The sequence below is a fragment of the Saccharopolyspora sp. 6V genome (assembly GCF_020176785.1).
Lineage (GTDB): Bacteria > Actinomycetota > Actinomycetes > Mycobacteriales > Pseudonocardiaceae > Saccharopolyspora_C > Saccharopolyspora_C gregorii.
In genome coordinates, this window is record NZ_JAIUKB010000140.1 from 15,961 (window position 1) to 36,769 (window position 20,809).

At 73.5% G+C, this 20,809-nt stretch carries 22 protein-coding genes; 11 read left to right on the forward strand and 11 right to left on the reverse strand.

Annotated elements, in window-relative coordinates:
- The first annotated feature begins 29 nt into the window (after positions 1–29).
- The 4 genes from LCD35_RS24280 to LCD35_RS24295 all read left to right on the forward strand — a co-directional run bounded on the left by LCD35_RS24280 (position 30) and on the right by LCD35_RS24295 (position 5,234).
- Positions 30–2,363, forward strand: coding sequence for an ABC transporter permease (locus tag LCD35_RS24280; RefSeq protein ID WP_225044963.1), 2,334 nt, complete (start codon positions 30–32; stop codon positions 2,361–2,363).
- Positions 2,364–2,864: 501 nt separating this feature from the next.
- On the forward strand, positions 2,865–3,059 hold the full coding sequence (locus LCD35_RS24285; RefSeq protein ID WP_224960560.1) for a hypothetical protein: 195 nt from the start codon (positions 2,865–2,867) through the stop codon (positions 3,057–3,059).
- Positions 3,060–3,111: 52 nt separating this feature from the next.
- Positions 3,112–4,515 (forward strand): MurT ligase domain-containing protein, encoded by a 1,404-nt coding sequence (locus tag LCD35_RS24290; protein ID WP_224960558.1) that lies wholly within the window; start codon positions 3,112–3,114, stop codon positions 4,513–4,515.
- Complete coding sequence (locus tag LCD35_RS24295; RefSeq protein WP_224960556.1) at positions 4,512–5,234, forward strand: type 1 glutamine amidotransferase; 723 nt, start codon at positions 4,512–4,514, stop codon at positions 5,232–5,234. The genes LCD35_RS24290 and LCD35_RS24295 overlap by 4 nt, the downstream gene beginning before the upstream one ends.
- Positions 5,235–5,244: 10 nt before the next feature.
- On the opposite strand, the gene murJ is transcribed toward LCD35_RS24295, so the two are convergent.
- Positions 5,245–6,861 carry a murein biosynthesis integral membrane protein MurJ gene (gene murJ / locus LCD35_RS24300; RefSeq protein WP_224968316.1) on the reverse strand — a complete coding sequence of 539 codons (1,617 nt, stop codon included), beginning with the start codon at positions 6,859–6,861 and terminating at the stop codon, positions 5,245–5,247.
- Positions 6,862–7,010: 149 nt separating this feature from the next.
- Between murJ and LCD35_RS24305 the strand changes: the two genes are divergently transcribed.
- Positions 7,011–7,487, forward strand: a complete 477-nt coding sequence (locus tag LCD35_RS24305) for a YkvA family protein (protein WP_224960553.1) — start codon at positions 7,011–7,013, stop codon at positions 7,485–7,487.
- 44 nt (positions 7,488–7,531) lie between these two features.
- Here the strand turns inward: LCD35_RS24305 and LCD35_RS24310 are convergent, their stop codons facing one another.
- Positions 7,532–8,689, reverse strand: a complete 1,158-nt coding sequence (locus tag LCD35_RS24310; protein ID WP_224969010.1) for an acyl-CoA dehydrogenase — start codon at positions 8,687–8,689, stop codon at positions 7,532–7,534.
- A 138-nt stretch (positions 8,690–8,827) separates the two neighbouring features.
- On the opposite strand from LCD35_RS24310, the gene LCD35_RS24315 reads away from it, so the two are divergent.
- A complete protein-coding gene (locus tag LCD35_RS24315; RefSeq protein WP_225044965.1) occupies positions 8,828–9,487 on the forward strand; it encodes a TetR family transcriptional regulator in 660 nt (219 codons plus the stop codon).
- A gap of 38 nt (positions 9,488–9,525) precedes the next feature.
- Here the strand turns inward: LCD35_RS24315 and LCD35_RS24320 are convergent, their stop codons facing one another.
- The 3 genes from LCD35_RS24320 to LCD35_RS24330 all read right to left on the reverse strand — a co-directional run bounded on the left by LCD35_RS24320 (position 9,526) and on the right by LCD35_RS24330 (position 11,137).
- Positions 9,526–9,687, reverse strand: a complete 162-nt coding sequence (locus tag LCD35_RS24320; protein ID WP_224960549.1) for a hypothetical protein — start codon at positions 9,685–9,687, stop codon at positions 9,526–9,528.
- Positions 9,688–9,893: 206 nt separating this feature from the next.
- On the reverse strand, positions 9,894–10,166 hold the full coding sequence (locus tag LCD35_RS24325) for a DUF5703 family protein (RefSeq protein WP_224960547.1): 273 nt from the start codon (positions 10,164–10,166) through the stop codon (positions 9,894–9,896).
- Positions 10,163–11,137, reverse strand: a complete 975-nt coding sequence (locus tag LCD35_RS24330) for a hypothetical protein (RefSeq protein WP_224978422.1) — start codon at positions 11,135–11,137, stop codon at positions 10,163–10,165. The genes LCD35_RS24325 and LCD35_RS24330 overlap by 4 nt, the downstream gene beginning before the upstream one ends.
- 115 nt (positions 11,138–11,252) lie before the next feature.
- Between LCD35_RS24330 and LCD35_RS24335 the strand changes: the two genes are divergently transcribed.
- The 5 genes from LCD35_RS24335 (at position 11,253) to LCD35_RS24355 (ending at position 16,113) form a co-directional block, all read left to right on the forward strand.
- Entirely contained in the window at positions 11,253–12,083 is an 831-nt protein-coding gene (locus tag LCD35_RS24335; RefSeq protein ID WP_224962634.1) for an undecaprenyl-diphosphate phosphatase, read from the forward strand.
- Positions 12,084–12,186: 103 nt separating this feature from the next.
- A complete protein-coding gene (locus LCD35_RS24340) occupies positions 12,187–12,876 on the forward strand; it encodes a histidine phosphatase family protein (protein ID WP_224962636.1) in 690 nt (229 codons plus the stop codon).
- On the forward strand, positions 12,873–13,331 hold the full coding sequence (locus LCD35_RS24345) for a DUF6314 family protein (protein WP_224962639.1): 459 nt from the start codon (positions 12,873–12,875) through the stop codon (positions 13,329–13,331). Before LCD35_RS24340 ends, LCD35_RS24345 begins: the two co-directional genes overlap by 4 nt.
- 299 nt (positions 13,332–13,630) lie before the next feature.
- A complete protein-coding gene (locus tag LCD35_RS24350) occupies positions 13,631–14,782 on the forward strand; it encodes an RtcB family protein (protein WP_224962653.1) in 1,152 nt (383 codons plus the stop codon).
- Positions 14,783–14,934: 152 nt separating this feature from the next.
- Positions 14,935–16,113 (forward strand): macrolide family glycosyltransferase, encoded by a 1,179-nt coding sequence (locus LCD35_RS24355; RefSeq protein WP_224962641.1) that lies wholly within the window; start codon positions 14,935–14,937, stop codon positions 16,111–16,113.
- Positions 16,114–16,311: 198 nt separating this feature from the next.
- Here the strand turns inward: LCD35_RS24355 and LCD35_RS24360 are convergent, their stop codons facing one another.
- From LCD35_RS24360 to LCD35_RS24385, 6 genes are all read right to left on the reverse strand, one after another.
- Positions 16,312–16,884 (reverse strand): acireductone dioxygenase, encoded by a 573-nt coding sequence (locus LCD35_RS24360; RefSeq protein WP_224962643.1) that lies wholly within the window; start codon positions 16,882–16,884, stop codon positions 16,312–16,314.
- Between the two features lie 13 nt (positions 16,885–16,897).
- Positions 16,898–17,533 carry a methylthioribulose 1-phosphate dehydratase gene (gene mtnB / locus LCD35_RS24365; RefSeq protein ID WP_224962645.1) on the reverse strand — a complete coding sequence of 212 codons (636 nt, stop codon included), beginning with the start codon at positions 17,531–17,533 and terminating at the stop codon, positions 16,898–16,900.
- The gene (mtnC, locus tag LCD35_RS24370) at positions 17,530–18,249 is read right to left on the reverse strand and encodes an acireductone synthase (protein ID WP_224962647.1); all 720 of its coding nucleotides are present in this window, start codon (positions 18,247–18,249) and stop codon (positions 17,530–17,532) included. The genes mtnB and mtnC overlap by 4 nt, the downstream gene beginning before the upstream one ends.
- Positions 18,246–19,313, reverse strand: coding sequence for a s-methyl-5-thioribose-1-phosphate isomerase (locus LCD35_RS24375; RefSeq protein ID WP_225044966.1), 1,068 nt, complete (start codon positions 19,311–19,313; stop codon positions 18,246–18,248). The genes mtnC and LCD35_RS24375 overlap by 4 nt, the downstream gene beginning before the upstream one ends.
- A gap of 134 nt (positions 19,314–19,447) precedes the next feature.
- Positions 19,448–20,248: a putative protein N(5)-glutamine methyltransferase gene (locus LCD35_RS24380; RefSeq protein WP_224962651.1), complete on the reverse strand. Its 801-nt coding sequence runs from the start codon at positions 20,246–20,248 to the stop codon at positions 19,448–19,450.
- A gap of 133 nt (positions 20,249–20,381) precedes the next feature.
- Positions 20,382–20,809: hypothetical protein (locus tag LCD35_RS24385; RefSeq protein ID WP_308016938.1), on the reverse strand; the 428-nt coding region annotated here is incomplete at its 5' end.

A 20,809-nucleotide genomic window follows, 5' to 3' on the forward strand; every position in this document is an offset into this window, starting at 1 on the left:
CGTCACCGACGCCGAGGAGACCGCGCACGATGAGCAGGATCCGCACCTGGACCGCAGACCTGGTGCTGGGCGCACGGCTCGCCGTCGGCGACCGCAACACGCCGTGGGGGCGCCTCGCCCTGATGACCGTCGGCATCGGCATCGGTGTGCTCGTCCTCCTGATCAGCGCGTCGCTGCCCACGTGGCTGGAGCGGCACGTGGAGCGGACCGCCGGCCGCCACATGGAGCTCACCTACGAGACCGAGCCCGCGGCCTCCACCGCCGTCCTGGGACTGCACAGCAACACGACGTTCCGGGGGCAGCGCATCACCGGGCGGCTGCTGCAGCCGCAGCGCCCCGACGCGCCGCTGCCCACCGGGCTGGACCACTACCCGGCCGTGGGAGAGCTGATCGTGTCCCCGGCACTGGCCGACCTGCTGGCCCGACCCGACTCCGCACTGCTGCGCGAACGCCTGCCCGGCACCATCACCGGCACCATCGGCGACGACGGACTGCTCACACCAGGAGAGCTGCACTACTACGGTGGTGCGTCCGGGCTGACCGAGCAGGCCGCGAGCGTCCGGGTCGTCGACCACTTCGGTGAGACCTACCGGCCGCCCTCGTACGGGGAGTCGACCTGGCTGCTGGTGCTGATCGGCGCTTGCGCGCTGCTGCTGCCGGTCGTGGTGTTCGTGATCAGCACGACCAGGCTGGCCGAAGCAGCCCGGCAACGCAGGCTCGCCGCACTGCGCCTCGTCGGCGCCAGCGCCTGGCAGGTGCGACGCATCGCCTCCGGGGAAGCGCTGGTCGGCGCGAGCACCGGGGTGCTGGCGGGCTGGGTGCTGTTCCTCGCCGGGCACCTCGCGTTCTCCCGGTTCGAGACGTCGTTCGTGTCCGTGTTCGTCTCCGACATCACCCCGGTGTGGTGGTCGGCGGTGCTGATCACCGCGGGGGTTCCGGCGCTCACCGTGCTGATCTCGCTGGTCGCGCTGCGCGGCGCCGTGCACGACCCGCTGCGCTCGGTGCGCCAGGCCACGCCGATCCGCCGCAGGCTGTGGCCGCGCGGAGCGGCGACGGCGCTGGGCATCGCCGGTCTGGTGGTGTCGCGCATGCCGCTGGGCTTGGACTCGAACGCCTGGGGCGCGCTGGTGGTCCTCTCGGTGGCGCTGGTGTTGCTGTCGGTGCCGCTGCTGCTGCCCTGGATCGTGGAGAACGTCGCCCGGCGCTGGCACACAGGCCCGCTCGCCTGGCAACTAGCACTCCGCCGCCTGCACCTCACCAGCGGCACCGCGGCCCGCTCCGTCAGCGCCATCGCCGTCGTCGTCACCGGCATCATCGCCCTCCAAACCATGGTCGCCTCCCTCGAACAGCAGGTCGCAGAGCATCCGTCGGAGCCGCGGACGGCGTCGATCTCCGGGCGCGAGGACGGCTCCGGCCGGGACGGGCTGCAGCAGCTGCGCACCGAACTGGCGGCGCTGCCCGGGGTGGTCGCGGTCAGCGGCCACCACCAGATCACCCTCCAGGCCGGGCCGGACCGCTCGACCTACGCGGTGATCGCCGACTGCGACCTGATCATCCGACTCGGCATGGCCCCCGACTGCCGGGACGGCGACACCTTCGCCGCGTCCGCGGGCAGCGACGGCGAGGGCGAACCGCCGCGCACCGGCGAAACGTGGACGGTCGGCTCGCCAGGAGGCTCCAGCGCCGAGACTCCGGGCGCCGGGGCCTCCTGGGCGGTTCCGCCGCTGCGTCCGACGCAACCGCGCAACGCCGAGCGCAACATGCTCACGCCCGCGGGCCTGCTGATCACACCGGCCGCGGCGACGGGCATCCCGCTGGAGCCGCGCAACGTGGACATCCGGATCGAACTGGCGGCGACGGTCCCGCAGGACCTCGTCGAACGCATCCGCAACCTCGTCGAGGCGAGCCTGGAACAAGGGGAGGTCTCCGAAACCGTCGCGGCGGGGCCCGTGGTGCCGACCGCCACGCTCCAGCTGGTGAAGACGGGGTTGCTGGCAGGAGCTCTGGTGGTGTTCTCGCTGATCGGGTGCAGCCTGCTGGTCACCGCCGTCGAACAGATCCACGAACGGGCCCGCCCGATGGCCGTGCTCGGTGCGGTGGGGGCCAAGCGCAGCACCCTCGTCTGGTCGGCCTTCCTGCAGAACGCCGTACCCATGCTCTTGGCCACCGCGATCGCGGTGCCCGCCGGGTACGGGCTGGGCGTGCTGATCTACGTGACGGACTTCGCCGAGATCCCGGCGCTGGACCTGCCGGGCACCGCCGCGGTGCTGGCCTTCGCCGCCGTGTCGGTGCTCGTCGTCACCGCACTGACCGCACCCACCCTGTCCAAAGCCATGAACAGCGACGGCCTCCACGTCGAATAGCTCTCTTCGCGGCTCGCCGGAGGCCGTTGATCAGGTGGTCGGCAGCTCAGCGGCTGCGGGAACGACCCGCTGCGCGCGTTCGACGACCCGAGGCCGTCGCCCTCGGCCGCCAGCAGACCGGGTCACTTCAGCCGCCTGCGCCGCAGGTCCGACCGGATGTCCCACGCCGTCCACCACACCCCGCCGAACGCCATCGCCCCCAGCACGAAAAGCACCCAGTACTCGGTCATCGCACGACTCCCCGGTCCCCGGCGGGACCCCCAGCGCGTCACCGCGTCCGGCGGTCCCGGCACCGGACGCGGTGACGACCCTAGTGAGCCGCGACGCCTGATCGCCGGACGAGACCGCGGCACCGAGCTCGCCGCGCACGACCGGAACGTGCAGCCCGGCCGGGTGACGCCCCGGCATGTCGGCACCGGTCCGTGACCGACGCGCTCCGACCATGGGGGCCACGCCGGAAACCCGGCTCAGCCGACACGGGGAAGGAGGTGCCGAGGAGTCGTGTTCCCCGCACATCAGGTGGTGCTCGCCGAATCGCTGCAGACCCACGGGCAGGTCGGTGCGCTGACGTTGACCGCCGGTGGCCTGCTCGGATTCGTCGCGCTGTATCGGCGGCGCCGGGCCACACTGTCGAAGCGGCGGGCGAGGGCGGTGAGCAGGCCGGACCTGGTCGATCCCCTGGTCCCGCGGCAGTGAGGTGAGCCGGACACCGGCCACCGCACCGCTGTTCGTCAAGGGGGAGTGACGAATGACCGGAACCAGAAGGGACGGCGAGCAGGGCGAGACCGCGGAGCCCGACGGCGAGCGGACCGCGGCGGGCGAGGGGGTCCCGCCGCCGCCCCGCGCGGCCGACGACGCGACGCCCACCGACCCGGCCGTGGTCCCGCCGTGGCGGGTGATCGCCCCGCCGCATCCCGGCGGACCCGCCACCGGCAGGCCGCTGCGCACCTCGCTGGCCGTCGGCGCGGGCCGCGTCGTCGCAGGCATGTCTCGGCGGCTGCGCCTGGGCAGCGGCGGCATGATCGGCGGCAGGCTGGCGCTGAGCCTGCAACCCGGCCTGCTCGGCAGGCTCGCCGCGGGCCGGCGCATCGTCATGATCACCGGCACCAACGGCAAGACCACCACCACCGCACTGGTCGCCGAAGCCCTGCGCAGCCGCGGCACCGCCACCAGCAACGTCACCGGCGCGAACATGCTCGACGGGCACGTCGCCGCGCTGATGACCGACCTGTCCGCGCCGTTCGCCGCCCTCGAAGTGGACGAACTGCACCTCGCCCAGGTCACCGCCGAGTTCGCGCCGTCGGTGATCGTGCTGCTCAACCTCAGCCGGGACCAGATGGACCGCGTCGGGGAGATCCGCACCGTGCAGCGCAGCCTGCGCGCCGCGCTGGAACGCGTGCCGCGGACCCGCGTCGTCGCCAACCGCGACGACCCGAACATCGTCTCCGTCGCCGCCGGGCACCCCGGGGTGACGTGGGTGTCCGGCGGGGCGCGCTGGATGCACGACGCGTCGAACTGCCCGCGCTGCGGCGCGGGCATCACCGACCTCGACGGGCCGTGGCGCTGCGAGTGCGGCCTGGCCCGCCCCGAGGCGGACTGGACGGTCACCGCGGAGGCGGTCCTCGGCCCGGACGGGCGGGCGCGGCAGCTGAGCCTGCAGCTGCCCGGGCACGTCAACCGGATCAACGCCACCTTCGCGGTCGCCGCCGCCGCCGAACTCGGCTGCGACCCGGACCGGGTGCTGGCCCGGATCGCCGACCTGCGCCAGGCCAGCGGCCGCTACGCCACCGTGCTGCTCGACGACCGGGTGGTGCGGCTGCTGCTGGCGAAGAACCCGGCGAGCTGGCTGGAGATGCTCGACCTGGTCTCCGGGCACGACCGGCCGCTGGTGCTGGTGGTCAACAGCAGGGAGGCCGACGGCTACGACGTCTCCTGGCTGTGGGACGTGGACTTCGAGTCGTTGCGCGGGAGGGCGGTGCTGGTGACCGGCGAACGGGGCTTGGACCTGGCGGTGCGGTTGCGGTACGCGGGGGTGCGCTGTGAGGTGGTGAGCACCCCGCAGGACGCGCTGGGCCGCAGCGGGGCCGAACCGGATGTGATCGCGAACTACACCGCCTTCCGCGACCTGCTGGCCCGGAGCGTGACCCGATGAGCGGGGGCGTGCGGATCGCGCTGCTGCTGCCGGACCTGCTGGGCACCTACGGGGACCGCGGGAACGTGCTGGTGCTGGAGCAGCGGCTGGCGTGGCGGGGCATCCCGAGCGAGACGGTGACGGTGCTGTCGTCCGCCCCGGAGGTGCCGGAGTCCTGCGACGTGTACCTGCTGGGCGGCGGTGAGGACGTGGCGCAGACCGCGGCGATGCGGGTGCTGTCGCGTTCGCCCGGCCTGCAGCGCGCGGCGGCGCGCGGGGTGCCGGTGCTGGGGATCTGCGGGGGCCTGCAGCTGCTGGGCACCGAGTTCACCACCGGCGACGGGGTGCGCCACGAAGGCCTGGGGCTGGTGGACGCGGTCACCGAACCCGCCGGGGAACGCGCGATCGGCGAGGTGACGGCGAACTCGGTGCTGGCCGGGGTGGGGATGCTGACCGGCTTCGAGAACCACCTGGGCCGCACCAGGCTCGGTGCGGGTTCGGTCCCGCTGGGGCGGGTGACCCGGGGCACCGGCAACGGGCACGAGCGCGCGGAGGGCGCGGTGCGCGGGCACGTGGTGTGCACCTACCTGCACGGCCCGATCCTCGCGCGGAACCCGGCGCTGGCGGACCTGCTGCTGGAGTGGGCGATGGGGGCGCCGCTGCAGCCGATCGCGGAACCGGAGGAGCTGGCAGCGCTGCGGGTGGAGCGCACCCGGGTGCGGGCGCGCAACCCGAAGTGAGCCTGCGCGCTCAGCGCCGGCGCAGCGCTTCGCGCACCGGTTGCACTTCGGGGGCGCGCACCAGCAGCAGGCCGCCGAAGCTCGCGACGAGCACGACGACGCCGTCCACGACGAGCGTGATCCACGCACCGGCCACGGCACCGGTCTCGCCGAGCGCGGCGTGCACGGCCCGGTCGGCGGCGAGGGCGCAGCCGCAGGCCACCGCGGTGACCGCGAGCGCGCGCAGCAGGCTCCCCGCGGTGCGGCGTGTGTCGACGCCGCCGACGCGGGCCCGCAGCCACAGCTGCCCGACCAGCGCACCGAGGGCGAAGCTCAGCGACATGGCGAGCGCGACGCCGACGACGAGGTCCTCCGGGTCGGTGGTGGCCAGGAACAGGTAGCACAGCCCCGACCGGAACACGACCATGATCAGGTTGATGGCGGTGGGCGTGCGGGCGTCCTTCATGGCGTAGAAGGCGCGCAGCTGCAGCATGGTGATCGCGAACGGCACGATGCCCAGCGCGCACACCCCGATGGTGGCGCCGAGCCGGTCGGCGGCGGCGATGCCGTTGTTGCCGAGGGAGAAGAACGCGATGCCCAGCGAGCCCCCGGCGACGAGCATGAGCGCGCTGATCGGCAGCAGCAGCACCCCGCTCATCCGGGTGCCCAGCGACAGGTCGACGACGAACGCGCGGGTGTCGGGGTCGGTGGCGGAGCGGCTGATGCGCGGCATGAGCGCGGTCAGCAGGGACACCCCGAGCACGCCGTAGGGGACCTGGGACAGCAGCCACGCGTAGGTGAAGGTGGCGACGCTGCCCTCGGTGCCCTGGGCGCCGACGCGGGTGGTGACGATCATGCCGAACTGGCTGATCAGCGTGTAGAGCACCACCCACCCGGCGAGCGAGGCGAACTCGCCGAGCCGGTGGTCCCAGCCCCACCGCCAGCGGTAGCGGAAACCGGTGCGGCGCAGGGAGACGGCGACGACGAGGCTCTGCGCGACGATGCCGAGCGCGGTGCCGATGCCGAGCACGAGCAGCTTCGGTTCTCCCATGCGCACCGGGTCGAGGGTGATGGTGCCGGGCAGCAGCACGAACACCCCGGCCGTGGTGAGCACGACGAGGTTGTTCACCACGGGCGCCCAGGCGGGCGGGCCGAACACGTGCCGGGCGTTGAGCACCGCCGACAGCAGCGCGGACAGGCCGTAGAAGAGGATCGCCGGCAGCAGCAGGTAGGCGAAAGCGGTGGTCAGCGCGGTGTTGGCGCGGGTGTGGGCGCCGAGGTAGAGCGCGGTGAGCAGCGGTGCGGTGGCGACGGCGACGACGGTGGCCCCCGCCATGAGCACCCCACCCGTGGTGATCAGCCATTGGGCGTACTGCTCGCCGTTGCGTTCGCCGCGCTGCTGGGCGCGCACCAGCAGCGGGACGGCGACGCTGGTGAGAACGCCGCCGAGGAGCAGTTCGTTGACGACGGTCGGCAGCGTGTTGGCCACCGTGTAGGAGTCGTTGACCATGCCGAGGCCGAGGACGGCGACGAGCACGACCTTCGAGGCGAGTCCGGTGATGCGGCTGACGACGGTGGCGATGGCCATCGTGCCGCCCGCGCGGGCCAGCGACGGTTGCCGACGTGTCGGTTCGGCCTGTTCGACCACGGTGCCCCCCTGCTGTCCGCCCGGCCCTCGGCGACTGTGGCACGGATCGTGGTGGCCCGCGTGCCGGTCGGACCGGGCGGGTGATCGGGGCGGCGCGGCGGCTCGTGGCAGGCTGGTGCCGGTTCCCGTGCTCGTGAGGGGTGTTCGTGATGATCGCCGTTGGTGGAGTGCTCGTCCTGGCCGGCGTGGTGGCGCTGGTGGTCGGGGACTGGAGCGGGCAGGGCTGGCTGGTGCCGGGCGGCCTGATCGCGGCGGGCATCGGCGTGGTGATCGCCGGGCTGGTCGCGCTGGTGCGGCGCAGGCTCGCCCCGGTGCGGGCGGCGCGGCGGGCGCACCGCTCGGCGCCGGGCACGGGTGGTCCGGTGCGGCGGTTGCGGGCGATCCCGTCGATGGTCGCGGCGCCGTGGCGCGGCCGGCCCGCGGCGGTGCCGCGCTACCAGACGGTGCTGTGGCTGGCGGGGGTGCTGTACCTGATCTGGCCGCTGGATTTCGTGCCGGACCTGCTGCCGCTGGTGGGCATCACCGATGACATCGGGGTGGGGGCGTGGCTGCTGACGAGCCTGTACGCGGAGGCGGGCAACCAGCTGGCGCGGGAGACCGACGACGAGGACGCGGGCGAGGCGTGACCGTGCCGTGCCCCCGGCGGTACCGGGGGCCACGGGCGGGGCGGTCAGCCCTTGAGCAGGGCGCGGGACATCACCATGCGCTGGATCTGGTTGGTGCCCTCGTAGATCTGGGTGATCTTGGCGTCGCGCATCATGCGCTCCACCGGGAAGTCGCGGGTGTAGCCGGCGCCGCCGAACAGCTGCACGGCGTCGGTGGTGACCTCCATGGCGACGTCGGAGGCGAAGCACTTCGCGGCGGCGGAGATGAACCCGAGGTTGCCCTCGCCGCGCTCGGCGCGGGCCGCGGAGACGTAGACCATGTGGCGGGCGGCTTCGACCTTCATGGCCATGTCGGCGAGCATGAACTGGACGCCCTGGAAGTCGCTGATGGACTTGCCGAACTGCTTGCGCTCCTTGACGTAGGCCAGCGCCTGGTCGAGAGCTCCCTGGGCGATGCCGACGGCCTGGGCGCCGATGGTGGGCCGGGTGTGGTCGAGGGTGGCCAGGGCGGTCTTGAAGCCGGTGCCGGGCTCGCCGATGATGCGGTCGCCGGGGATGGTGGCGTCCTCGAAGTAGAGCTCGACGGTGGGGGAGCCCTTGATGCCGAGCTTCTTCTCCTTGGGGCCGACGACGAAGCCCGGGTCGTCCTTGTGCACGGCGAAGGCGCTGATGCCGTTGGCCTTCTTGTCCGGGTCGGTGACGGCCATGACGGTGTACCAGCTGGACACGCCGCCGTTGGTGATCCAGCACTTGCTGCCGTTGAGGACCCAGTCGTCGCCGGAGCGGTGGGCGCGGGTCTTCATGGCGGCGGCGTCGGAGCCGGCTTCGCGCTCGGACAGCGCGTAGGAGGCGGTCGCGGTGCCCGCGGCGAGGTCGCCGAGGACCTTCTTCTTCAGGTCCTCGGAGCCGGACAGGATGATCGGCATGGTGCCGAGCTTGTTCACCGCGGGGATCAGCGAGGAGGAGGCGCAGACGCGGGCGACCTCTTCGATGACGATGCAGGTGGCGACCGAGTCGGCGCCTTCGCCGCCGTAGGCCTCGGGCACGTGCACGGCGGCGAACCCGGCCTTGACCAGGGCGTCGAGCGCTTCCTGCGGGTAGCGCTCCTGCTCGTCGACCTCGGCGGCGTGCGGGGCGATCTCCTTCTCGGCGAGGGCGCGCACCGCCTCGCGCAGGGCGTCGTGCTCGTCGTTGAGCCGGTAGGTCTCGAAGTTCGGGTTCACTGCTGCCTCCCGTCTCCAGCGTTGCGCTGGGGCCGTGGTGATCGCCGGATCCGGGTGCGGGTGTGGCGCCGCGCCCTCGGTCGCCGGAATCCTAACGGCACGGAGTGCCACTCTCAATCGGGTGGGTATATTTCGGCCATGTCCGAGCAGCCGCGGCCGCGCGCAGGCCGCACCCCGCAGGGCCGCCGCCGGATCCGCGGCACCGTGTCGTCGGCCGCGCTGGACCTGTTCGCCGCGAACGGGTTCGAAGCCAGCACCGTCGACCAGATCGCCGAGGCCGCCGGGGTCGGCAGGCGCACCTTCTTCCGCTACTTCCGCTCCAAGGAGGACGCCGTGTTCGGCGACCACGAGGAGCGGCTGGCCGACGTGGCCGAACTGCTGGAGCAGGCCGACGGCGAGGAACCGCTGCCCGCGGTGTGCCGGGCCGCCGAAGCGGTGCTGGAGACCTACCTGGCCGACCCCGCGGTGTCGCTGCAGCGCTTCGCGCTGACCAGGCAGGTCCCGTCGCTGCGGGCCAAGGAGATCGCCAGCACCGACGACTACCAGCGGGCGTTCACCCGCTACCTGCGCGGCCGCTACGACGGCGAACCGGACGCGGCGCTGCGCGCGGCGGTCGCGGCGGCCGCCGTCGTCCCCCCCCACAACCAGGTGCTGCGGGAATGGCTCAAGAGCGGCGCCGAGCTCGACGCGCGCGGCAGGCTGCACGCCGCGCTGGCAGGAGTGCGCGGCATGGCCGCGACCTGGCCCGGAACCCTCGGCGCCGCGCTGGACGACCGGGTGGGGAGCGCACCCGCGTAGCCGGTGGCGGGCGGTCCCGGGCCGGGGACCGGGTTCGGTCAGTCGTAGCCGCGGATCAGGTGGCTCTCGTCGGCGTCGTCGAGCTCACCGGGCCACTGCCCGCGGTGCTGTCCTGGAACGGCGGCCTCGGGCAGCAGCGTCTGCACGCTCGCGCGCGGCGGGTCGAACTGGTCGGCCGGGTTGTGCTCGGCGGGTTCCACGTCGTGCTCCTGTTCGTCGGGTGTCGGGAGGGTATGGCCGATGGTCCTGGGGAGTGGCGCAGATCGCACTCCCACCACGCCGTCGATATCTTTAGTCCACCGGAACGGACCCGCCACACGGCACGGCCGACGCATCAGGAACGCGTCAGGAACCCGCGAAGACCGGAGACCGCCGATACCGGCTCACCCACCCGACGGGCGATCGATCAGGTGCGCAGCTCCGGTACGCCCGGGGTGCTCCGGCGGCGGCGCAGCCACACCTTGCGGGTGCCGTCGGAGTAGAGCAACACCCGGGACAGCTCCCACCCGGAGAACTCGGCGTGGATGCTCAGCTGGGTGGCGGCGCTGAGCCGGGTGATGCCCGGCGGCAGCCGCAGCGGCCGGTAGTCCCACTTCTCGTCGGAGAAGCCGCTCTCCCGCGCCCCGCGGCCGGCGGGGGCGGGCTCGGAAGAGGTCTCGGGGTCCCGTTCTTCGCTCATGGCGTCACCACCTGCATTCCTGCCCCGGTTGCCGAGGCGACGAACACTGCTCCGGTAGCGGGGTCCACGGCCGCCGAGTTCGGCTGCCGCACGGTCGGCACCCGGTGCACCTCCCGGGGTTCCCCGCCCGCGACGTCGTAGCCGACGAGCTCGTTGCTCGCCGTCAGCGTGATCCACGCGAGGTCCCGGTCGGGGTCGTAGGCCAGGGCGAAGGGCGCGCCGGGCACCGGATAGCGCTGCTTCATGATCAGCGGATCGGTGGCGAAGGCCAGCAGCTCCTGCCCGCGGGTGTCCACGGCCAGCACCCGGTCGTAGCGGTCGGCGGCCACGTGCGTGGCGCCGGCACCCGCCCGCAGCGCGGGTTCCTTCTCCCCGGTGGCCGGGTCGACCGGCGTCAACGAGGTCGCCAGCACGTCGAGCACGTGCAGCCGCCCGCCGAGCTCGACCAACTCCGCGGGCCGCTTGAACCCGGTGGCCTGCTTCCCGCCGGGCAGCGCGACGCTGCCGGTGGCCTCCAACGCCACCGCCAGCCCCCCGGGAACGACCGCGGCGTCCAGCGGACGGCCCGGGTAGCGCAGCTGCTCGGCGGCCCCGGTCGCCGGATCGATGCGGGCGACCAGGTCGGCGTCGGGCTGGGCGGCCAGCAGCTTCCCGTCCGGGGTGGCGCGCAACGTCGCGGGCGCCGCGGGCAGCTGCACCGTGCGCGGAGCGCGGCGCAGGTCGCGCGCGTCGTAGAGGGACACGGTGCGCTCGTGCGAGGTCGCCAACGTCGAAGCGCCGGGCAGGAACGCGCTCAGCGCGGTCGGCGGGGCGGGCACCACGGTGCCCGCGGGCCGGGCGGCCTGGCCAGGGGCGCGGGCCGGTTCGGCGGCGGTGAGCGCGTCGGTGACCTGCAGCGGATCGTCGGCGCCGACACCACCGCAGCCGGTGAGCACGGTGGCGGTGAGGCAGGCGGCGACCAGTCGGCGCAAGGGGCCCTCCAGGTGCGTGCGGTGATGCAAGATTTGCGCTCAGGACGAGGCGTCGCCCTGGTCGCGGAACCGGTGCGGGCCCGATTCATCTCTCACAGCACTGGAGTGGGTTCAGTTGTCGTGGTTGCAGGCCATGGTGCTCGCCGTGGTCCAGGGTCTGACCGAGTTCCTGCCGATCTCGTCGTCGGGGCACCTGCGGATCGTCTCGGAGTTGTTCTTCGGCGATGACGCGGGCGCCTCGTTCACGGCGGTGACGCAGATCGGTACCGAACTGGCCGTGGTCATCTTCTTCATCAAGGACATCGTCCGGCTGATCGGCACGTGGTTCCGCGGCCTGGTCGACGCCGAGGTGCGGCGCACCCAGGACTACCGGCTGGCGTGGTACGTGATCGTGGGAAGCATCCCGATCGGGGTGCTGGGCCTGCTGTTCCAGGACTACATCCGCGGGGCGCTGCGCAGCCTGTGGGTGACCGGCGCGATGCTGATCGTCTTCGGTGTGCTGCTGGGGCTGGCGGAGCGGTTCGGCAGGCAGCAGCGGGCGCAGGACGGCCTGACGCTGCGCGACGGCGTGCTGATGGGACTGGCGCAGGCGCTGGCGCTGATCCCCGGGGTGTCCCGGTCCGGCGGCACGATCACCGCCGGGCTGTCGCTGGGCCTGACTCGGCCGACGGCGGTGCGGTTCTCGTTCCTGCTGGCGATCCCGGCGGTGTTCGCGGCCGGGCTCTCGGAGATCCCGCACGTGTTCGAGGGCGGCGGGCCTGGCCTGCAGCCCTCGGGCGTGCAGATGATCGTGGCGACACTGGTGGCGGGCCTGGTCGGCTACGCGTGCATCGCGTGGCTGCTGCGGTTCGTGGAGCACCACAGCGTGTACCTGTTCGTCTGGTACCGGATCGGGCTGGGCCTGCTGGTGTTCGCGCTGCTCGGGCTCGGCGTCATGCAGCCCTGATCGTGCTCGGCCCCCGGTGGCCCGGTGCCCGCACGGCGCCGGCCCACCGTCGTGCTCGGGTGGGGTTCGGCGCGGTCCGCGGCGGGGCCTACCCTCGGTTTCCGTGGCGACACTCATCCTGCTCAGGCACGCACGGTCGGCGGCGAACGGTTCGGGGGTGCTGGCCGGGCGCAGCCCGGGCGTGGGCCTGGACACCGCGGGGAACGCGCAGGCGGCGGGCCTGACCGGGCGGCTCGCGGAGGTGCCGATCTCCTCGCTGGTGGTCTCCCCGCTGCAGCGGTGCGGCGAGACGGTGCGGGAGTTCGCCGCGTCCCGCGAGCTGGCACCGGTGGTGGACGAGCGGCTCTCCGAAGTGGACTACGGCGACTGGACCGGCCGGAAGATCTCCGAGCTGACCGCCGAACCGCTGTGGTCGGTGGTGCAGCAGCACCCGTCCGCGGCGGTGTTCCCCGGCGGGGAGGGTCTGGCGCACGTGCAGGCGCGGGCGGTCGCCGCGATCCGCGAGCACGACGCGCGCGTGTCGGCGGAGTTCGGGGCGAACGCGGTGTGGGCGGTCTGCTCGCACGGCGACGTGATCAAGTCGGTGCTGGCGGACGCGCTGGGCGTTCACCTGGACGGGTTCCAGCGGATCGTGGTCGACCCGTGCTCGATCAGCGTGGTGCGCTACACCGAGACCCGCCCGTTCGTGCTCAAGATCAACGACACCGGTTCGGACGTGTCCGGGCTGCTGCCGCCGAAGGAGGCCGCGTCCTCGGACGCGGTGGTGGGCGGTTCCACCGGCGCCTCGGCGTGACCGAGCCGCTCCCGGTCCCGGACCTGGCCCCGGTTCCCGTCCCGGACCTGGCGGAGTACTTCGCGGGCCGGTGGGTGCTGCGGCGCGACATCGCCGACGACGCGGGCGCGCGGCTGGGCGGTTTCGCGGGCGAAGCGGAGTTCACCGCCGGGTCCGGCGAGCTCGTGTACCGCGAGACCGGGGAGCTGGAGCTGGGCGCGCACCGCGGCCCGGCGCAGCGGACGCTGCACTACCGGCTGGTCGACCCGGCCACCGCGTCGGTGCACTTCGACCACGGCGGCTACTTCCACGACCTGGACCTGCGGTCCGGGCGCTGGCGGGTGGAGCACCCCTGCCGGGCCGACCTCTACCGCGGCGAGTACGCGGTGCACGGCCCCGGCTCCTGGTGGCAGCGCTGGCACGTGGCGGGCCCGGCGAAGGCCCACGTCCTGACCACCGAGTTCACCCGGGCGTGAGGCCCGGCCGCGGAAATCCGGTTGCGGCCCGCCGCGGCCGGACCGCATGATCGACGAGTCGTTCGAGCGCGGGGGAGGTGGTCGCGTGGCGCCGGTCCGGTGGCGAATCCGCTCGTGTCCCGTCCTGCCCGCGCGTCGTGGCGTCCGCTGACGCCCGTCGTTCTCGCGTGCTGGTGCCCGGGCCCGAGCGGCCCGGGTTTTTCGTCTTCCCGCCCCGGAGACCCGTCGGGTCCGGTGGCGGTTCTTCCTAGGAGGTCGTGGTGGTCAGCGTGGTGCCGGGCAGCGGGGTTCCCATCCGGATGTGGGCGGACCCGTCCCGGGTGGAGGACGCGGCGATGGCGCAGCTGCGCAACATCGCCGACCTGCCGTGGGTGCACGGGCTGGCGGTGATGCCGGACGTGCACCTGGGCAAGGGCGCGACGGTCGGCAGCGTCATCGCGATGCGCGACGCGGTGTCCCCGGCCGCGGTCGGGGTGGACATCGGCTGCGGGATGAGCGCGGTGCGCACCTCGTTGCGAGCCGCGGACCTGCCCGACGACCTCGGCCGGCTGCGGCGGCGCATCGAATCGGCGGTGCCGGTCGGGTTCGCGATGCACGACGAACCGGTGGACACCGGCCGGGTGGCCGGCGAATCGGGCTGGGACGGGTTCTGGGGCGGCTTCGAGGAGCTGCACGACGGGGTGCGCGGCAGGCGGCAGCGGGCGCTGCGGCAGCTGGGCAGCCTCGGCGGCGGGAACCACTTCATCGAGGTGTGCCTGGAGCAGGGCGGCGCCGACGAGGGCCGGGTGTGGCTGATGCTGCACTCGGGTTCGCGCAACATCGGCAAGGAGCTCGCCGAGCGGCACATCGAGGTGGCGAAGTCCTTGCCGCACAACGCCGACCTGCCGGACCGGGACCTGGCGGTGTTCGTGGCGGGCACCCCGCAGATGGCGGCCTACCGGCGCGACCTGTTCTGGGCGCAGGAGTACGCGCGGCGCAACCGGGCGGTGATGGTGTCGCTGGTGCAGCGGGCGCTGGCTGCCACAGTGCCGGGCACCCGGTTCGACGAGCCGATCTCCTGCCACCACAACTACGTCGCCGAGGAGACCTACGGCGGGGTGCCGCTGCTGGTGACCCGCAAGGGCGCCATCCGCGCGGGCAGCGGCGAGCTCGGGATCATCCCGGGCAGCATGGGGACGGGATCGTTCATCGTGCGCGGCCTCGGCAACCCGGAGTCGTTCGCCTCCGCCTCGCACGGCGCGGGGCGGGCGATGTCGCGGTCGAAGGCGCGCCGGACGTTCACCGCCGCCGACCTGGCGACCCAGACCGCCGGGGTGGAGTGCCGCAAGGACGCGGGCGTGGTCGACGAGATCCCGTCCGCCTACAAGGACATCGACGAGGTGATCCGGGCGCAGACCGACCTCGTCGAAGTCGTCGCCCACCTCAAGCAGGTCGTCTGCGTGAAGGGCTGATCGCCGCAGCGGGCGAGCGCAGTGACCATCCGATGTCGAGAGCACGCGCGGTGTGACGATCACCGCACGGCTCCCCGCGCACCTCGCCGAGCGGGGAGGGGCAGACTGGACCGGTGCGGGCCGAACGGCCGATACCGATCGCTAGGGGAATCGTGAACAAGCACATCGCCGTGGTCACCGTGCCCGGCCACGGGCACATCAACCCGACCCTGCCGCTGGTGGAGGAGCTCACCCGGCGCGGCAACCGGGTCAGCTACGCCACCGGGCAGAGCATGCTCGAGCTGGTGGAGGCCGCGGGCGCCGACGGGGTCGAGATGCCCTCGACGCTGCCGTCGGTGCGGCCCGGCATGCAGATGACCGTCGACCTGATGGCCGGGATGCTGGAGTACCTGCACGGGGAGAGCCGCAACGCGCTGCCGGTGCTGCTGGAGCGGTTCTCCGCGGACCGGCCCGACGTGGTGTGCGTCGACATGCTCACCCCGGCGGGCCGGCTGCTCGCGCAGAAGCTGGACGTGCCGATCGTCCCGCTGGTACCCAGCTTCGCCGCGAACGAGCAGGTGTCGCTGCAGCAGCGGTCGGTGCCCGCGGACTTCGACCCGCAGCACCCGGCGCTGGTGAAGGCTGCCGCGCTGTTCCAGGAGCTCGGCGAGGAGTACGGGCTCTCCGGCGACCAGTTCCCGATGCGCCCGGTACCCGGTGCGGACAGCGTGGTGTTCCTGCCGAAGTCGTTCCAGTTCGGCGGGGAGACCTTCGACGACGGCTTCCACTTCGTCGGCCCGTGCCTGGGCAGCCGCGCCGAGCAGGACTACACCCCGGCCGACGAGCAGGCGCCGCTGCTGTTCATCTCGCTGGGAACCGGGTTCAACGACCGCCCGGACCTGTACCGCACGTTCCTGGAGGCCTTCGGCGGCACCCGCTGGCAGGTCGCGATGTCCATCGGCGGTGTGGTGGACGTCGCCGAGCTCGGTGAGATCCCGGCGAACTTCGACGTGCGGCCCTCGTTCCCGCAGCTGGGGGTGCTGCGGCGCGCTTCGGCGTTCGTCACGCACAACGGGATGGGTTCGACGATGGAGGCGCTGGCCTACGGGGTCCCGATGGTGGGCGTCCCGCAGATGATGGAGCAGGCCGCCAACGCCGACCGCGTCACCGAACTGGGCTTGGGCCGCAGGTTGCCGGAGGAGGAGATCACCGCGCAGAGCGTGTTCGCCGCGGTGGAGGCCGTCGCCTCCGACGAGGACATCAGGGCCAACCTGGCCGGCATGCGCGCCGACATCGCCGCCGCCGGCGGCCCCGTCGCGGGCGCGGACGTCATCGAGAACGCCTGCCGTTGACCCGCGGGTGGGTGGCCCACCGGTCCGGCAGGACCGGCCGGGCCGTGCACCACCCCACGACCTCGCGCGGCGGATTCCCCTCCTAGCGGCGGAGGTGCTGCGCGGCCGACCACCCACCCGCGGTTTCTCAGCGGTGCCCTCGCGAGGGCACCACTGAGGTTCCGCCACCCGGCCCGGCTCCCGACGGGAAGCGGACCGTCAGCGGTCTGCCATCAGGTCGTCGAAGGTGGGGAACTTCTCGGCGGTGTCGGTGTTGAGGAACTCGCCGATCCACCCGTCGTCGTCGTGGAAGAAGCGGATCGACACGAAGTCGGGGCTGGTTCCCATGTCGAACCAGTGCGTGGTGTTGGCGGGCACGCTGAGCAGGTCCCCGGCCTCGCACAGCACCGCGTACACCTTGCCGTCGAGGTGCAGGTAGAACACCCCGGCGCCGCGGGCGAAGAACCGGTCCTCGTCGTCGTCGTGGGTGTGCTCGGACAGGAACTTCTCCCGCGCGGCCTTGGCCTTCGCCGGCCATTCGGGGTCGGCGGAGGGCCGCATCGCGATCGCGTCGACCTTGATGTAGCCCTCGCTGTCGATGACCCGGTCCACTTCGGACCGGTAGGCGTCGAGGACCTGCTCGGAGGTGGCGTCGGCGGGCAGCTCCCGCAGCTGCCAGCGTTCGAAGCGCACCCCGAACTCCTTGAGGACGCCACCGATCTCGGCGGGGTCCTCGGTGCGCAGCGTGGCGGTGCCCGGGTCGGTGTCGTCCCAGACGGTCAGCAGGGTCATGCGGTTCTCCTGTTCACGAGGTGTGCTGGTCGGCGGCGAGGGCGAACGAGGTCAACCACTCCAGGCATTCGGTGCGGTGCCGCGCCTGGGCGAGGTCGTCGCCCCACACGTACACGCCGTGGCCCGCGACGACCAGCGCCGGGGTCGCCGGGTCGAAGACCTCGTCGAAGCGGTCGCCGAGCCAGGTCATGTCCTGCCCGTTGGGCACGACCGGCACGGTCACCTCGTCGTCGTGGGCGCCGCGGCCGAGCCCTTTGAGCATCTCCAGGTCGCGCAGCACGATCCCGCCGGGCCAACGGGCGGCGGCGAGCACCGGGGCGATGACGTGCACGTGCACCACGGCTCCCGCTCCGGCGCGGGCGGCGACGCGCGCGTGCAGCCCGGCTTCGGCGGACGGCCGCCGGCCGGGCCGCGGCTGGTCGGGGACGGCGGCGCCCGCCGCGTCGACGACCACCACGTCCTGCGGGGTCAGTTCGCCCTTGTCCCGGCCGCTGGTGGTGACCGCCAGCCGCAGCGGGTCGGTGCGCAAGGTGACCGACAGGTTCCCGGAGGTGCCGCGCATCCAGCCGAGCCCGGCGAACCGCGCGGATTCCGCGGCCAGCGCCGCCCCGGCGGCGTCGAGCTCCCCGGCGGTGATGGGGGCGCTCATGCGGGCACCTCGATGCTGATGTCGTCGAAGGTGGTGACGGTGCGGTGCGCGCCGAAGTCGGCGTCGGCGAACGGTTCGCCGGGCCGGGCGAGCCCGACGGTGCGCCACCCGGCTTCGGCGGCGGCGTCGAGCTCCGCGGGCACGTCGGAGGCGAACAGCACGTCACCGGGGTCGGTGCCGAGGACTTCGGTCATCGCCCGGTAGGAGCGCGCCTCCCGCTTGGGCCCGGCGTTGGTGGTGTCGAAGTGGTGCTGGAACAGGTGCCGCAGGTCCCCGTCGCTGGTGTGCGAGAACGACGCGATCTGCGCGGCCACCGACCCGGAGGAGAACACGGCCAGCCCCGCGCCCTGGTCGTGGAAGTGCAGCAGGGCGCCGACGACGTCGGGGAACAGCTCGGTGGTCAGCTCCGCGTCCGCGTAGCCCTGCCGCCAGATGAGGCCCTGCAGGGTTTTGAGCGGGGTGGCCTTGCGGTCGGCGTCCATCCAGGCGTGCAGCACCGCCACGACCGCGTCGGTGCCGGCGTCGGCGGGCAGGCCCGCTTCGGCGCGCACGTCGGCGACCGCGGCGCCGACCTCCGGGTCGTCGGGGTGCTCGTCGATCCACGGGCCGAGCCTGGGGCGGGCGTAGTCGTAGAGCACTTCGCGGACCTGGCTGGTCGGGGTGACCGTGCCTTCGATGTCGATGACGACCCAGCGGGCCGCTACCGGTTCGGTCATGCCTGTTCCCCCTGGTCGTGGGTGGGGTGCTCGTACCCGGCGAGCGCGCCGGGGGCGAACGGGCCCTGGTCGGTGACGACGGTGGTGACGAACCGGGGCGGGGTCACGTCGAACGCGGGGTAGTGGCCCCGGACGCGTTCGCTGGCGGTGCGCCGCCCGAGGGTGTGCAGCACTTCGTCGCCGTCGCGGTGCTCGATCGGCACGTCCGCCGCGGTGGGGGATTTCGGGTCCGGTTCGTGGCACAGCGCGTGGTACGGCACGCCGAAGGCGTGCGCGGCGACGGCGAGCTGCAGCGTGCCGACCTTGTTGATGACGTGCCCGTCGAGGGTGACCCGGTCGCTGGCGGTGATCAGCGCGTCCACCTCGCCCCGGCTGAACAGCGAAGCGCCCATGCCGTCGGTGATCAGCGTGGTGGGTACGCCCATCTCGGCGAGGGTTTCGGCGGTGAGCCGGGCGCCTTGCAGGTAGGGGCGGGTTTCGGTGCAGTAGAAGGTGAGTTCCTTGCCCGCGCGCTGGGCGGCGGCGACCGTCTCGGTCAGGTACAGGTCGCCCCAGCAGTGGGTGAGCACCCGGGCGCCGTCGGGCAGCAGCCGCGCGGCGGCCTCACCCATGGCGCGGCTGCGCCCCCGGTAGTCGGCGTCCCCGGCGCGCGCCCCGGCCAGCGCGGCGGCGGCGAGTTCCGCCGGGGCGTCCTCGCCGCGGGCGCGGGCGGCGTCGACGGCGTCGAGCACGAACGCCGCGGCGAGCCGCTGGTGGTCGTTGGTGGGCCGGGTGGCGATGAGCCGGTCCGCGGCCGCGCGGACCCGCTCGGTGACCTGGTCGGGCGCGTCGGCGGCGGCGTGGCGGGCGGCCAGCGCGAGGCCCCACAGCGCGGCGAAGTACGGGCCGCTGGACTGGGTGACCATGTCCTCGATGGCGCGGGCGACCTGCTCGACGTCGCGGGCGTGCACCCAGGTGCGTTCGAACGGGAACACCCGGCGGTCCAGCAGGTGCACGCCGTCGTCGGCGAGCCGAACGCTGTCGGCCAGCACCGGCGGCGTCGCCGGGTCGGTGATCAACGGCATCTGCGTCCTCTGTGGATAGTCGTCGACCGGTGGAAGATCAGATCGCTCAGATTACTGAGGCGACCCCCCGGTGGCGCAACTTCTTCCAGATCCCGGGACTGCCGGATGCGCATGCGTTTCCGCATCGGGCGAGGTCAGCGGGTGCTGCCGCGGACCACGGTGCCCGCCACGTCCGGGTCCTCGGTGGTGTGCGGGAGCAGGCCGTGCCGGGTCATCGCCGCGGCCGTTCCCGCGGCCTGCTCGGTGCTGGTCTCGATGAGCAGGACACCGCCGGGGGCGAGCAGGGCGGGTGCGGCGGCGGCGATCCGCCGGTGCAGGTCGAGCCCGTCGTCCCCGCCGTCGAGGGCGGTCGCCGGTTCGTGGTCGCGCGCTTCCGGCGGCATCAGCGGGATCCGCGCCGTCGGCACGTAGGGCGCGTTGACCGCCAGGACGTCCACCCGGCCGAGCAGCGCCGCGGGCAGCGCCCGGTCCAGGTCACCGGCGTGCACCCGCTCCGGGGGCAGGTTGCGGCGGGCGCAGCGCACCGCGGCCGCGTCGATGTCGGCGGCGTGCACCACCGCCGCGGGCACAGCCACCAGCACGGCGGCGCCGACCGCGCCGGAGCCGCAGCACAGGTCCACCACCAGCGGTTCCGGGCCGGCGGCGCGGGCGGCGTCGATGGCCTCGCGGGCTAGGAGTTCGGTGCGCCGCCGCGGGACGAACACGCCCGGCTCGACCGCGATGCGCAGCCCGAGGAATTCCGCCCAGCCCAGCACCTGCTCCAGCGGCAGGCCCTCGGCCCGCCGCCGCACCAGCTCGGCGAGGTCGCCCGGGCCGGCGGCCGCCGCCAGCAGCAGCCGGGCCTCGTCCTCGGCGAAAACGCAGCCCGCCGCCCGCAACCGGGCCACGACCTGGTCGAACCGGTCCGCCGCTGACGACGGGGATGGCTGGGACAACGGGCGACCTCCGGAGGTGCGCGGTGGGACCTTCCGAGGATCCCGCGGGGAGCGGGCGGCCGGTGGCCGCGCACGCGACGACGCGGCGGCCGAGCACCGGGTTCGGGCTCGACCGCCGCGTCGGGGAAGAACGTCAGCGGCGCTTCTTCGGCGGGTCCTTGCGCAGCAGGTCCGGGCCGATGATGCGGCGCACGACCCTGCGCGCCAGGCTGCGGCGCTTGGCCGGCTGCCGCGGCGGGGCCTTCGCGGGCGGCGCGGCCGCGGTGTCCGGGACCGGCGGGGCCGCGGGGGCCTCCGGCGGGGTCACCGGGATGAGATCGGCGAGCGTGCCGGACGGGGACTTCGGTGGCACCTCCTCGATGGTGCCCGCCCGCGCGGCCGGTGGGTCCGGATTGAGCCGCTTGGCGAACTCCGGCCGCTCTTCCCGGATCGCCGGGATGTAGGGCTGGGTCACCTCGACTCGATCCGGCCTCGGCGCCGGCGCATCCGGGCGGGGCAGGAAGTCCTCCGGGCGCGCCGCCGGGCGGGCGGCGGCGCCGAGCCCGAGGATCCCCGGGCAGA